Genomic DNA, 12,573 nt, shown 5'->3' on the forward strand with positions numbered 1-12,573 from the left:
TCGCATGGCCTCGCCGGACGCACCCATCAATCTCACGAATCAGTTCCTGATCGCTATGCCCGGCATGGCGGACTCCACGTTTTCGGGCACGGTGGTGTACATGTGCGAGCACAACGAGCGCGGCGCGCTCGGCCTCGTGATCAACCGGCCCATCGACATCGACTTGGCGACGCTGTTCGACAAGATTGATCTCAAGCTCGAAATCCATCCCCTCGCAGAACAGCCTGTGTATTACGGCGGCCCGGTGCAGACCGAGCGCGGCTTTGTGCTGCATGACGCCACGGGCGCGTATTCGTCGTCGTTGGCGGTGCCGGGCGGGCTGGAAATGACCACCTCCAAGGATGTGCTCGAAGCCGTCGCCCAGGGCGGCGGGCCGCAGCGCTTCATCCTGACCCTCGGGTATGCCGGCTGGAGCGCCGGCCAACTGGAGGACGAGCTCAGCCGCAACGGCTGGCTGACCGTGCAGGCTGATCCCGAAATCATCTTCAACGTACCTGCCGAGGGGCGGTTTGCCGCTGCGCTGAACCTGCTTGGCATCAACCCGGCCATGCTGTCGGGCGAGGCAGGGCATGCCTGAGCCGGCGCGTCCGGTACTTGCCTCCGTGCCCACAGACGGCACTTTGCTGGCATTCGATTACGGCGAAAAGCGCATTGGCGTGGCGCTCGGCAATACGGTGTCGCGCTCGGCGCGGGCGCTGGAAACCATTCCCAACCGCTCGGTCGATTTCCGTTTCGAGCAGATCACGCGCCTGATCAACGAATGGCAGCCGGTCGGCTTCGTGGTCGGCATGCCCGTGCACCCCGATGGCGACGAGCAGCCGATGATCAAGCTCGCCAAGCGCTTCGGCAATCAATTGCATGGCCGCTATGGCCTGCCGGTCACCTGGGTGGACGAGCGTTATTCCTCGATCGCCGCCCAGGATGCCGGCGCCTCCGACGATGTGCTCGACGCAGAAGCCGCGCGCATCATCCTCCAACAGTTCTTCGACGAATCACACGCATGACATCGCAACAGATCGATGCCGAGGCGCTGTACCAGAGCCTCGTCGCACAACTGCGCACGCGCATGGCCGATGGCCATGCCTGGTCGGTGGCCGGAATCGTCAGCGGCGGCGCCTGGATCGCCAAGCGCCTGGCGCATGACCTGGGCCTGCCGGAATACGGTGTTGTCAACGTCGCCCTGCACCGAGACGACTACGCTAAGAAGGGCCTGCACGCCCAGGCCCAGCCGACCACGCTGCCGTTCGACGTGAACGAGCGCCGCATCCTGCTGGTGGACGACGTGCTGGCCAGCGGCCGCACCATTCGCGCGGCCATCAACGAGCTGTTCGACTACGGCCGCCCGGCTGCGGTGGAACTGGCGGTGCTGGTCGACCGCGGCGAGCGTCAATTGCCGGTCGCCCCGGATTACATCGGCGAGCGCATCACGCTGCCGGCCAACGAGTCGCTCGTGCTGAGCGAATCCGGCGAAGGTGCCTCCGCACGCTTCACCTTCACGCGCGAGCCCAAGGGTGCCTGAGCTCGCACGCTGCATCGCTTCTGCTTTGTACTGACTTGTACTGACCGCTTTCGTCCCTCATGCCCAAGACTTTCGCCAACCCGCAGCTCACGAAAAACGGCGAGCTCAAGCACCTGCTGTCGATCGAGGGGCTGTCGCGCGACATCCTCACGCACGTGCTGGATACCGCCCAGCAGTTCGTCTCCGTATCGGATTCCGACCGCGAGGTAAAGAAGGTGCCGCTGCTGCGCGGCAAGAGCGTGTTCAACCTGTTCTTCGAGAACTCCACGCGCACGCGCACCACGTTCGAGATCGCGGCCAAGCGGCTCTCGGCGGACGTGATCAACCTGAACATCAATGCGTCGTCCACTAGCAAGGGTGAGTCGCTGCTCGACACGATCAACAACCTGTCGGCCATGCAGGCGGACATGTTTGTCGTGCGGCATGCCAGCTCGGGCGCGCCGTACCTGATTGCCGAGCACGTTGCACCGCACGTGCACGTGATCAACGCGGGCGATGGCCGCCATGCGCACCCCACGCAGGGGCTCCTCGACATGTTCACCATCCGCCACTACAAGAAGGATTTCTCCAACCTGACGGTGGCGATCGTCGGCGACATCCTGCACTCGCGCGTGGCGCGTTCCGACATCCACGCGCTGACGACGCTGGGTTGCGCCGAAGTGCGTGCCATCGGCCCGCGCACGCTGCTGCCGGGTGGTCTGGAGCACATGGGCGTGCGCGTCTTCCACAACATGGAAGAAGGCCTCAAGGGCGTGGACGTGGTCATCATGCTGCGCCTGCAGAACGAGCGCATGAGCGGTGCGCTGCTGCCCTCCGCACAGGAATACTTCAAGGCGTACGGCCTCACGCAGGAGCGCCTGGCGCTGGCAAAACCCGACGCCATCGTCATGCACCCAGGCCCGATGAACCGCGGCGTGGAGATCGACTCCGCCGTGGCCGACGGCGCGCAATCGGTGATCCTGAACCAGGTGACGTTCGGCATCGCGGTCCGCATGGCGGTGATGGGCATCGTGGCTGGCAACAACGACTAAGAAGACCGATGAAACTGCATATCAAAGGCGGCCGCCTGATCGACCCGGCCAACGGCATCGACGCACAACAGGATCTGTACATCGCAGCGGGCAAGGTGGTCGGTGTCGGCCACGCGCCGGCGGATTTCCACGCCAACAAGACGGTCGACGCGACGGGCCTGATCGTCTGCCCAGGCTTCATCGACCTGTCTGCGCGCCTGCGCGAGCCGGGCTTCGAATACAAGGCGACGCTCGAATCGGAAATGGCTGCGGCCATGGCCGGCGGTGTGACCTCTCTGGTATGCCCGCCGGATACCGATCCGGTGCTCGACGAGCCTGGCCTGGTCGAGATGCTCAAGTTTCGCGCGCGCAACCTGAATCAGGCGCACGTGTATCCGCTGGGCGCGCTCACCGTGGGCCTGAAAGGGGCGGTGCTGACCGAGATGGCCGAGCTGACCGAATCGGGCTGCGTCGGCTTCTCGCAGACGGATGCGCCGATGGCTGACACGCAGGTGCTGATGCGCGCGCTGCAGTACGCGCGCACCTTTGGCTTTACCGTTTGGCTGCGTCCCGAGGATCCGTACCTGGGCAAGGGCGGCGTGGCGGCGAGCGGCCCGCTGGCTTCGCGCATGGGCCTCTCTGGTGTGCCTGTGATTGCCGAGACCGTGCGCCTGCATACCATCTTTGAACTGATGCGCAGCACTGGCGCGCGCGTGCACCTGTGCCGCTTGTCGTCGGCTGCCGGCCTCGAACTTGTGCGCAATGCCAAGGCAGAAGGCCTGGCGGTTACGTGCGACGTGAACGTCCATCACATCTCGCTGACCGACGTCGACATCGGTTACTTCAATTCGCAGATGCGCTTTGTGCCGCCGCTGCGCTCGGGCCGCGACCGCGACGGTATCGTGCGTGCACTGGCCGATGGCACCATCGACGCCATCTGCTCGGACCACACGCCCGTGGACGACGACGAGAAGCTGCTGCCGTTTGCCGAGGCCACGCCTGGCGCGACCGGCCTCGAGACCCTGCTGCCGCTGACGCTGCGTTGGGCCGCCGAGCACAAGGTCGAGCTGCCGAAGGCACTGGCCCGCATCACCAGTGAACCGGCGCGCGTGTTGGGCTTGCAAGCGGGTTCGCTGGAAGTGGGCGCGATGGCCGACGTGTGCGTGTTCGATCCGGCCGCCACGTGGAAGCTCGAACCGCGCAGCCTGCGCAGCCAGGGCAAGAACTCGCCGTACCTGGGCTTTGAGTTGGCAGGCCGCGTACGTGCGACGCTGGTTGCTGGCCACCTTGCCTATGACGGGCATTGACCAGCGCGTGGAAAGCGCGCCCGCCGAGGTGAGCACGCCGCAGCGCATGCACTTGCTGCGCAAGCTACGGTTGCTCATGCACTTGGCTGAGGGCCTCGCGACGTGCGCGCTGCTGTTCTGGTGGGTGGGCCCTGCACGCAAACAGGCGTTGATCCAGCGCTGGTCGCGCAAGTTGTTGGCACTGTTTCGCGTGTCACTCGTCGTGCACGGTGAGCCGGCCGAACCGAAGGATCTGGCGGGCTCGATGCTGGTGTCCAACCACGTGTCGTGGCTCGACATCTACGCGATCAATGGCTGGCACCCGCCGCGCTTTGTCGCCAAGTCGGAGATCCGCGGCTGGCCGGTGATCGGCTGGCTGTGTGCGCAGACGGGTGTGCTGTTTGTCGAACGCGCCCGCAAGCGCGACGCACACCGCATCATGCACGCCATTGCCGACGCGTTGCGCAGCGGAGACGCCATCTGTGTGTTTCCCGAGGGGACGACGTCGGACGGGCTGCAATTGCTGCCGTTCCACGCCAACCTGTTTCAGGCGCCGGTGACCGCCGCCGCGCCGATTCGCCCCTTGGCACTGCGCTATCGCGTTGCCGCCACGGGTGAGTTGACGACTATCCCGGCGTATATCGGTGATCTGTCGATGATGGACACGATCAACGCCATCCTGAACGGGCCGCCTCTGGTGGTTGAAGTGTTCGTGGGTGCCACCGTGGCCCCGGAGATGGACCGCCGCTCATTGGCCGCGCACAGCCAAGATGCTGTCGCGGCATTGATCGAGCGCGCCGGCTAGGCTGCCTGCGATTTCTTTTTGTCTGCGAGCGGGTCCTGCGCCTGCTCGCACGCGACTTGCACCACGTCGCGCCCCGCTGGTGCCAGCGAAAGCTTCGCCGCCGACAGCTTTCCGCCCCACACGCATCCCGTATCCAGGCCGATCAGGTCATCGCGCATGACCAGGCCACGCGTGGACCAGTGCCCAAAGACGATCGGCGTGCCGCGCGTGCGCCGCCCCGGCACGTCAAACCAGGGCATGTGACCGTCGGGCGCACCTTCGGCGTCTGTTGTCTCGAACTCCATCGCGCCGTCGAGCGTGCAAAAACGCAGGCGGGTGAGGGCGTTGATGGTCAAGCGCAGGCGGTCTATCCCAACGAGATCGTTGCTCCACTTGGCAGGGTGGTTGCCGAACGCGTCGGCCAGGAAGGTCTTCCAGTGAGGGCTGCGCAACTCGCGCTCTACGGCGCCTGCCAGTTCCAGCACGTCGCCGGTCGTCCACTGTGGCAGCACGCCGGCGTGCACCATCAGGAAACCGTTCTCGAAGATGGCCAGCGGCTGGTGGCGCAGCCAAGTGATGAGTTCGTCGCGATCGGGGGCGGCCAGGATCTCGGCGATGGTGTCGCGCTTACCTGGTTTGCGTACACCGGCGGCTACCGCCAGCAGATGGATGTCGTGGTTGCCGAGCACCGTGCGGGCGCGGCCGCTTTCGCAGAGCGCGATCACGCGCCGCAGCGTATCGAGCGAATCGGGGCCCCGGTTGATGAGGTCGCCGACGAAGCGCAGTGGGGCGTTGGCGGGCAGGGCGGCTAGCAGTGTCTGGAGAGGGGAGCAGCAGCCTTGGAGGTCGCCGATGGCGTGGGAGGACGTGGTTTCTGGGGCGCGGGGATGCACGATGGCTACGTAAAACGGATGTTGTTGTCCACTACAGAGATGTAGACGTCTCAGTTCTTACAACGTGCTACAAAATTCTCGGGGTTCGCCATGGGGGAGGTGGAGGGGGCGGATAGAATACGTGGTTTATTGTGATGCGCGGCAATTCATTTCTTGCTGCCCTTGTTGTGGGGACAACCTGGGTATTAGCACGCTATGGCCCGTGGCCTGATGATAGGCAGGAGTGCAGAGTTTGTCCCATATCCTCGTAACTGGCGGCGCCGGATTCATTGGCGGCAATTTCGTACTGGATTGGTTGTCTGACCCAGCCGCTGATGGCGTGGTCAATGTCGACAAGTTGACCTATGCCGGTCACAAGCAGACGTTGGCATCGGTTGACGGCGATTCCCGCTACGTGTTTGTGCAGGCCGATATCTGTGACCGCGTGGCGCTGGACCAAATGCTTGCTAAGTACCAGCCGCGGGCGGTGGTGCATTTTGCCGCCGAAAGCCACGTTGACCGGTCGATTCACGGACCCGCCGCCTTCATTCAGACCAATCTGGTTGGAACGTTCACGCTGCTGGAGGCCGTGCGGGCCTACTGGCTTGGTTTGGGGGCTGAAGCCCATGCCGGCTTTCGTCTGCTTCATGTCTCGACCGATGAGGTGTTTGGCTCGCTGGGCCCGAGGGATATGCCTTTCTCGGAGACCACGCCCTACCGGCCTAACAGCCCATACTCGGCGTCCAAGGCGGGTTCCGACCATCTCATGCGTGCCTACCATCACACGTACGGGCTACCGGTGCTCACTGCCAATAGCTCGAACGGTTACGGCCCTTATCATTTTCCCGAGAAGCTGATTCCCAAGGTGATCACCAGCGCGTTGGATGGCAAGGCTCTGACCGTCTATGGTGATGGGCTCAATGTGCGAGACTGGCTTTATATCGGTGACTTGTGCGCAGCACTGCGGCGCGTGCTTACCAGTGGGCGGGTCGGGGAGACCTACAACGTGGGCGGCGGCAATGAGCGGACCAACCTGCAGGTCGTGAACGCGTTGTGCAACCTGCTCGACGAACTGAGGCCGAAATCTCAGGGTTCGTATCGGGATCAGATCGAATTTGTTGGAGATCGCCTTGGTCATGACCGACGGTATGCGATCGACGCGAGCAAGATCCGCAGCGAGCTTGGTTGGCAACCTGTGGAGTCGTTCGACTCCGGTCTGCGCAAGACGGTTCAGTGGTTTCTGGACAATCCCGCGTGGGTCAGGGCGGTCATTGCCAGCGCGCCTTCTGCGATCGCAATGTAGCATGCCGCACAGCGCCACATCTGTGCCTACGCTGCTTGTGATCGGTTGTACCGGTCAAGTGGGTCTCGAACTGCAGCATCGGCTTGCAGCAGTGGGGCGGGTCGTCGCGTTGGACCGGGCGAACTGCGATCTGACGAGCCCCGACGTGTTACGCAAGACGGTGCGCGAACTATGCCCTGACGTAATCGTGAATGCGGCGGGTTACACCGATGTCGACAAGGCCGAGATCGAGGCCGAGTTGGCATTCGCCGTCAATGCCGCGGCAGTTGGCGCGCTAGCTGAGGAGGCCAGGGCACTCGGTAGCCTCCTAGTGCACTACTCCACGGATTACGTGTTTGATGGTCGCAAGCCTGAACCCTATGTCGAGAGCGATCCGGCCAATCCTCTATCGGTGTATGGCAAGAGCAAGCTGGCCGGTGAGATCGCGATTGCCGAAAGTGGGGCACGAGCGCTGACACTACGCACCGGGTGGGTGGCTAGTGTGCATGGTGCCAACTTTGCCAAGACCATCCTAACGTTGGGCCGTGAACGGGATGGGCTGAGCGTGATTGACGATCGCTTTGGCGCACCCACTACCGCTGAGCTGTTGGCCAGGGTTACCTCTGATGTGATCAGGCGTTACTGGCGGTTTGACGATCGCGAGGCTTTTCCTAGTGGCATCTACCATCTTGCCGCGGGTGGGCGAGCCAGCTGGTACGCGTACGCCGTCGAAGTCCTAGCGTATGCGAAGGCGCGTGGCGTTGCGTTACGGGTATCGCCCGAGCAAGTGCAAGCCATTCCAGCGGCTGAGTATCCGCAACGCGCACTCCGCCCGAAGAATTCCTGCCTGGACACTCGCAAGCTTCGGTGCACGTTTGGCATTGAACTGGAGGATTGGAGGTCTGGCGTACATCGTCTCCTAGACCAAGTCCTCTGAGCGATTGCCATGAACGGGTATCATTCCGGCCGACGGTCTGTGCACATGGCGATATGCTAGTGATGGGTCGACATTCAGGCGTGCGTTTGCTGTCGGCTTGTGCAGAAAGGAATCTTGCCAAGCGTCGGCCGTCAGTCCTGTGCCCTGAAATCACGCGAATTCTACTGAATTCTGGAAGAATCGGAAGTTGTTGAATGAGTCTGAACATTGTCTGTACGGATATTCCGGACATTCTGGTCATTGAGCCCGCCGTGTTCCATGACACACGAGGATTCTTTTTTGAAAGTTTCAATAGAAAAAATTTCTCGCGTGCGGTGGGGGTGGACGTCGATTTTGTTCAAGACAATCACAGCCGAAGCACCCGGGGGGTACTGCGAGGTTTGCACTACCAGATCGAGCGGCCGCAAGGAAAATTGGTAAGGGTTACCAGTGGCGCAGTCTTTGATGTGGCCGTCGACCTTCGCAGGGAGGCACTCACGTTCGGTCAGTGGGTCGGAGTGGAGTTGACAGCAGAGAACCGCAAGCAACTATGGATTCCACCGGGGTTCGCACATGGCTTCTTGGTGTTGAGTGAGTCGGCGGATTTGCTGTACAAGACGACTGACTATCGTGCACCTCAATATGAGCGCTGCATCATGTGGAATGATCAAAGTATCGAGATTCGCTGGCCGGATATCGGATCATCTCCAGTGCTTTCAGACAAGGATCAGCAAGGTGTTTCGATTGCCGTGGCCGAAACCTATTCTGTGAAGAACCTTGGGGGAAGCGTTCGCTGACCCGATGCGTTGAAGTGTGTTGATCTGTATCGGTATAGATATCGGTTTTGCGAGATTGATGCTGTGCAATGACCCGACTCAGGTTTACATGGTTTTTGAGAGAATCGTAGCAATCGCTAAGAGATAGCTATTGTCAGGTGTTCAAAGCATATGTCCGTGTCGTGGCGAGAGAGCCGGACACGGACAGTGCAGAAACGGACCGAATCGAAGGCACGATACCGGCATTGTCGGTGGGTGTTGGGCGATGTTTGCGATATGAGAAAGACTTCCAAGATGTTATTTCATAAATCGGCAGCTCCATTGTTGGCATTGCCACGCTCCGTCAAGCGTCTCTTTGTTGTAGCACTGGATATGTTGCTCGCTGTAGCGTCTGTTTGGTTTGCGTATTACCTGCGTATTGATCAAACAGGGTTTCCCCAACTGCAGCAAAAGTACGTTTATCTGTTGGCGCCTTTGCTAGCTTTTCCGATATTTGTACGGTTTGGTCTCTATCGGGCAATTTTTCGCTATACCGGCATGTCGGCCCTGGCAAACACTGCGAAAGCGATCGGTTTGTATGCAGCGCTGTTCTTTCTCGCTATCCTGCTGTTCAAATGGGATGGCGTGCCACGCAGTATCGGCTTGATCCAACCGATTCTGTTCTTGCTCTTAGTCAGTGCCAGCCGAGCTATGGCGCGCTTTTGGCTTGCAGGTCAGTCAGGCAACAAGGGTTATCACGGCGCTGGACGTCTGCTGATCTATGGTGCGGGCGAAGCGGGTGTGCAGACCTCGCTTGCACTTACCGTGGTGCGTGAGTTTGTGCTGCTGGGCTTTATCGATGACGATAGCGCGAAGATCGGCCGTACGATCAACGGCCTGGATATTCTGGGGCCTGACGAGGTTCCTGAGGCAGTGGAGCGGATGGGTATCACAGATATCCTGCTTGCAGTTCCATCGTTGGGGCGAGCGCGCCGTAACGCCATCATTGCCAAGCTACGCGAATTACCCGTCCACGTGCGAACCTTGCCTGGGATGTTGGACCTTGCCTCCGGTCGCGTGACCGTGCGCGATTTCCAAGAGCTGGATATCGAAGATCTGTTGGGGCGTGCTCCCGTGCCACCAGATGAAGCCTTGCTGACGCGCAATCTCTTCAACAAGACCGTGCTGGTAACTGGTGCGGGCGGCAGCATCGGCAGTGAGCTCTGCCGTCAGATCGTGCTCGAGAGGCCGCATAAGCTGGTACTGGTCGAGCACAGCGAGTTCGCGCTCTACACCATTCATCGGGAACTGGATGGGCTGCGCGTGGAGCATCGCCTTTCACTGGAAATTGTCCCACTGCTGGCATCGGTGGCGAATCTTGAGCGTCTGCGAGAAATTTGCCAGGCTCATCGACCCGCCACCGTGTATCACGCGGCTGCGTACAAGCATGTTCCACTGGTCGAGTGCAATCCTTCCGAAGGTGTACTGAACAATGTCTTCGGCACGCTCAATATGGCTCGAGCCGCCATGGAGAGCGCGGCTGAATACTTTGTTCTTGTCTCGACAGACAAGGCTGTCCGCCCAACAAATGTCATGGGCGCGTCAAAGCGCATGGCCGAGTTGGTATTGCAAGCGCTTGCTGCAAGCAGCGCTGTTGATTTCAGTCTGCTATGCGATAGCGCACCGGGCACCGCAGAGAATCGGACCGTGTTTGCGATGGTGCGTTTTGGCAACGTGCTGGGAAGCAGTGGTAGTGTTGTGCCGCTCTTCCGCCGTCAGTTGCAAGAGGGGGGGCCGCTTACAGTGACGCATCCGGAGGTGACTCGCTACTTCATGACTATTCCGGAGGCGGCGCAGTTGGTCCTGCAGGCGGGCGCTATGGCGAATGGTGGTGAGGTTTTCGTGCTCGATATGGGGCAGCCTGTCAGGATTATCGATCTGGCTCGTCGCATGGCCAAACTCTCCGGCATGTCAATCCGTGAAGGCGATCATTTTATCGGGGACGTCGAGATCAAGATCACCGGATTGCGGCCGGGTGAAAAGCTCTACGAAGAATTGCTGATTGGCGACAACCCTGAGGGGACCGCCCACGAGCGCATCATGAAAGCCCGTGAGCACCACGTACCCTGGAAACAGCTTGCACCGCTTCTGGTGCGGATGCGGGTTGCGGCTGACACCAGTGACGAAGCAACGATCAAGGAAATCTTGAGGGAGCTTGTCCATGGTTACGGATCGCAGCCGCTGAATACTGCGGACGACGAAGTCGCGGTCTGATATCGCGCACTCACTTTCGGTAGGGAGAGAGCGCTTACGCTTGGGGCCCCTGCCAGACCTCGGGTGTTGCGCATAGAGCGGCGATGCCGGCGGTCCGGTTTGGTGCCGCCAGTACGAAGGTTCAGCGCAGGATGGCTGCGATAGTTCGGGCGATGATGCGCAAGTCCAACCAGATGGAGTGATGCCGCGCGTATTCGACACAGTAGCGCAGTTTGGCGGGCAGCACTTCGTTGATGTAAGTGTGCTCCGGGTCGTCGCTTTTTCCGAGCAGGGTACTCTCGTCGCGATACTCGATGGACGCCAGATCCGTGATGCCGGGCTTGACGCTCAGCACGATCTCCCGAACGTCTGCAGGGTAAACTGCCACATATTTCGGAACCTCCGGCCTCGGACCGACCAAGCTCATCGTGCCAACGAACACGTCGATCAGTTGGGCTAATTCGTCGAGCTTGTATTTGCGAAGCATATGGCCGACGCGTGTGATGCGCAGATCAGCCCCAACCGTGATCTGTCGCGCATTGCCGGTCGTGTCCACCGTCATCGTGCGGAATTTGTGAATCCGGAACGGTTTGCCGCGCAGCCCGATTCGTTCCTGGCGGAAGAATATCGGTCCCGACGAATCGAGTCGGATAGCAATCGCTATCCCCAGCAATACAGGCGCGAGGACGAGCAGGCCGACACCGCTGCCGGCCACGTCCAGCAAGCGCTTCGCGCTCATGCGCTCAACGCCTTTCGAATCGCCTCAACCACGCGGTCGACGTCTGCGTCTGTCATTGCCGTGTAAAGCGGTAGGGAGAGGGTCCGTTCGTAGACACGCTGGCTGATCGGGAAGTCCTCGGGTTTGAGTTCGTAGCGATCGCGCCAGTACGGCTGCAGATGCAGCGGGATGTAGTGCACGCTGCAGCCGATACCCTGCGCGAACAGGCGCTCGATAAACGTGTCGCGTGCGACCTTGGCCGCGTCACCAAGTTGGATGACGTAGAGATGCCAGGAGTGGATATCGCCCGCTGCAGCATGCGGGGGGCAAACGATCGGTAGATCCTTCAGGGCCGCGTCGTAACGTTCGGCAATGGCCTGGCGTCGCGCGTGAAAGCGCTCAGCCTTCTTCAACTGATGGATGCCGATTGCGGAGGCAATGTCGGTCAGGTTGTACTTGAAGCCCGGTGCCACGATCTCGTAGTACCAGCTTGGGGTCTTGGACGTGAATCGATCGAACGCATCACGGCTGATGCCGTGGAGGCGCATGATGCGTGCACGTTTGGCGACTTCCGGGTCTTGGGTGACCAACATGCCGCCCTCACCGGTGGTGATGGTCTTGTTGGCATAAAAACTGAAAACCGTGGCGTCGGCACCTTGCTTGCCAACCATCTGTCCGGCGCTGGTTGCGGGGAGGGCGTGAGCGGCATCGTCCACGACCTTGAGGCTATGACGGCGAGCCAACGCGAGGATGGCAGGCATGTCGGCTGCGCGTCCGGCGAAATGCACAGGCAGGATGACCTTGGTGCGTGGCGTGATGGCTTGCTCAATCGCTACGACATCGATGCAGAGTGTCGCAGGGTCAATGTCCACGAATACGGGTTCAGCGCCCAGGTAGCGGACCACCTCAGCCGTTGCTGTGAATGTGTGTGTCGTCGTGATGACCTCGTCGCCCGGGCCAACGCCGACAGCCTCAAGTGCAAGGTGCAAGCCTGCAGTGGCTGAGTTGACGGAGATGGCCTCGACATCGCCACCCAGGTAGGCCGCAAAATCCGTTTCGAACTGGCGTGTCTTGGGGCCGGTCGTTACCCAACCCGACCGTAGGGCCTGGACGACTTCAGCGATTTCTTCTTCCCCGATCTCGGGCTTGGCAAATGGCAGAAAGGATTCGCTCATGAT

The 12,573-nt window shown here is 61.0% G+C and carries 13 protein-coding genes; 10 read left to right on the forward strand and 3 right to left on the reverse strand.

The genetic code is table 11. The features are described from left to right. Nucleotides 1–4: 4 nt before the first annotated feature. From PI87_RS10140 to PI87_RS10165, 6 genes are read left to right on the forward strand one after another with little or no spacing between them, the layout of a single operon-like run. Nucleotides 5–577: a YqgE/AlgH family protein gene (locus PI87_RS10140; RefSeq protein WP_039597596.1), complete on the forward strand. Its 573-nt coding sequence runs from the start codon at nt 5–7 to the stop codon at nt 575–577. Then, nucleotides 570–1,004 carry a Holliday junction resolvase RuvX gene (gene ruvX, locus PI87_RS10145; protein ID WP_039597597.1) on the forward strand — a complete coding sequence of 145 codons (435 nt, stop codon included), beginning with the start codon at nt 570–572 and terminating at the stop codon, nt 1,002–1,004. The genes PI87_RS10140 and ruvX overlap by 8 nt, the downstream gene beginning before the upstream one ends. Further along, on the forward strand, nt 1,001–1,519 hold the full coding sequence (gene pyrR / locus PI87_RS10150; RefSeq protein ID WP_039597598.1) for a bifunctional pyr operon transcriptional regulator/uracil phosphoribosyltransferase PyrR: 519 nt from the start codon (nt 1,001–1,003) through the stop codon (nt 1,517–1,519). The genes ruvX and pyrR overlap by 4 nt, the downstream gene beginning before the upstream one ends. A 59-nt stretch (nt 1,520–1,578) precedes the next feature. Beyond that, nucleotides 1,579–2,550 (forward strand): aspartate carbamoyltransferase catalytic subunit, encoded by a 972-nt coding sequence (locus PI87_RS10155; protein ID WP_039597599.1) that lies wholly within the window; start codon nt 1,579–1,581, stop codon nt 2,548–2,550. A gap of 8 nt (nt 2,551–2,558) precedes the next feature. Continuing rightward, nucleotides 2,559–3,836, forward strand: a complete 1,278-nt coding sequence (locus PI87_RS10160; protein ID WP_039597600.1) for a dihydroorotase — start codon at nt 2,559–2,561, stop codon at nt 3,834–3,836. Further along, a complete protein-coding gene (locus PI87_RS10165; RefSeq protein ID WP_039597601.1) occupies nt 3,823–4,620 on the forward strand; it encodes a lysophospholipid acyltransferase family protein in 798 nt (265 codons plus the stop codon). Before PI87_RS10160 ends, PI87_RS10165 begins: the two co-directional genes overlap by 14 nt. Here the strand turns inward: PI87_RS10165 and PI87_RS10170 are convergent. Then, nucleotides 4,617–5,495 carry a symmetrical bis(5'-nucleosyl)-tetraphosphatase gene (locus tag PI87_RS10170; RefSeq protein WP_052321471.1) on the reverse strand — a complete coding sequence of 293 codons (879 nt, stop codon included), beginning with the start codon at nt 5,493–5,495 and terminating at the stop codon, nt 4,617–4,619. The two genes, PI87_RS10165 and PI87_RS10170, sit on opposite strands and share 4 nt — an antisense overlap. A gap of 229 nt (nt 5,496–5,724) precedes the next feature. Between PI87_RS10170 and rfbB the strand changes: the two genes are divergently transcribed. The 4 genes from rfbB to PI87_RS10190 all read left to right on the forward strand — a co-directional run bounded on the left by rfbB (nt 5,725) and on the right by PI87_RS10190 (nt 10,698). After that, complete coding sequence (gene rfbB, locus PI87_RS10175) at nt 5,725–6,774, forward strand: dTDP-glucose 4,6-dehydratase (RefSeq protein ID WP_039597603.1); 1,050 nt, start codon at nt 5,725–5,727, stop codon at nt 6,772–6,774. 1 nt (nt 6,775) lies between these two features. Then, a complete protein-coding gene (gene rfbD, locus PI87_RS10180) occupies nt 6,776–7,690 on the forward strand; it encodes a dTDP-4-dehydrorhamnose reductase (protein ID WP_039597604.1) in 915 nt (304 codons plus the stop codon). Between the two features lie 194 nt (nt 7,691–7,884). After that, the gene (rfbC, locus tag PI87_RS10185) at nt 7,885–8,466 is read left to right on the forward strand and encodes a dTDP-4-dehydrorhamnose 3,5-epimerase (RefSeq protein ID WP_039597605.1); all 582 of its coding nucleotides are present in this window, start codon (nt 7,885–7,887) and stop codon (nt 8,464–8,466) included. 255 nt (nt 8,467–8,721) lie between these two features. Next, complete coding sequence (locus PI87_RS10190) at nt 8,722–10,698, forward strand: polysaccharide biosynthesis protein (RefSeq protein ID WP_232313970.1); 1,977 nt, start codon at nt 8,722–8,724, stop codon at nt 10,696–10,698. Nucleotides 10,699–10,819: 121 nt separating this feature from the next. Here PI87_RS10190 and PI87_RS10195 read toward each other — a convergent pair whose 3' ends face one another. Both PI87_RS10195 and PI87_RS10200 read right to left on the reverse strand, forming a co-directional pair. Then, nucleotides 10,820–11,416, reverse strand: a complete 597-nt coding sequence (locus PI87_RS10195) for a sugar transferase (RefSeq protein ID WP_039597607.1) — start codon at nt 11,414–11,416, stop codon at nt 10,820–10,822. Then, on the reverse strand, nt 11,413–12,570 hold the full coding sequence (locus PI87_RS10200; protein WP_039597608.1) for a DegT/DnrJ/EryC1/StrS family aminotransferase: 1,158 nt from the start codon (nt 12,568–12,570) through the stop codon (nt 11,413–11,415). Before PI87_RS10200 ends, PI87_RS10195 begins: the two co-directional genes overlap by 4 nt. Nucleotides 12,571–12,573 lie beyond the last annotated feature (3 nt).

Source organism: Ralstonia sp. A12 (genome assembly GCF_000801955.1).
GTDB lineage: Bacteria > Pseudomonadota > Gammaproteobacteria > Burkholderiales > Burkholderiaceae > Ralstonia.

Bases quoted from the DNA above. Each gene is read 5' to 3' on its own strand.
- PI87_RS10160 (WP_039597600.1), top strand. From the start codon at position 2,559: ATGAAACTGCATATCAAAGGCGGCCGCCTGATCGACCCGGCCAACGGC.
- PI87_RS10140 (WP_039597596.1), top strand. From the start codon at position 5: ATGGCCTCGCCGGACGCACCCATCAATCTCACGAATCAGTTCCTGATC.
- PI87_RS10195 (WP_039597607.1), bottom strand. From the start codon at position 11,416: ATGAGCGCGAAGCGCTTGCTGGACGTGGCCGGCAGCGGTGTCGGCCTG.
- pyrR (WP_039597598.1), top strand. From the start codon at position 1,001: ATGACATCGCAACAGATCGATGCCGAGGCGCTGTACCAGAGCCTCGTC.
- ruvX (WP_039597597.1), top strand. From the start codon at position 570: ATGCCTGAGCCGGCGCGTCCGGTACTTGCCTCCGTGCCCACAGACGGC.
- PI87_RS10155 (WP_039597599.1), top strand. From the start codon at position 1,579: ATGCCCAAGACTTTCGCCAACCCGCAGCTCACGAAAAACGGCGAGCTC.
- PI87_RS10165 (WP_039597601.1), top strand. From the start codon at position 3,823: ATGACGGGCATTGACCAGCGCGTGGAAAGCGCGCCCGCCGAGGTGAGC.
- rfbC (WP_039597605.1), top strand. From the start codon at position 7,885: ATGAGTCTGAACATTGTCTGTACGGATATTCCGGACATTCTGGTCATT.
- rfbD (WP_039597604.1), top strand. From the start codon at position 6,776: ATGCCGCACAGCGCCACATCTGTGCCTACGCTGCTTGTGATCGGTTGT.
- PI87_RS10190 (WP_232313970.1), top strand. From the start codon at position 8,722: ATGAGAAAGACTTCCAAGATGTTATTTCATAAATCGGCAGCTCCATTG.
- PI87_RS10200 (WP_039597608.1), bottom strand. From the start codon at position 12,570: ATGAGCGAATCCTTTCTGCCATTTGCCAAGCCCGAGATCGGGGAAGAA.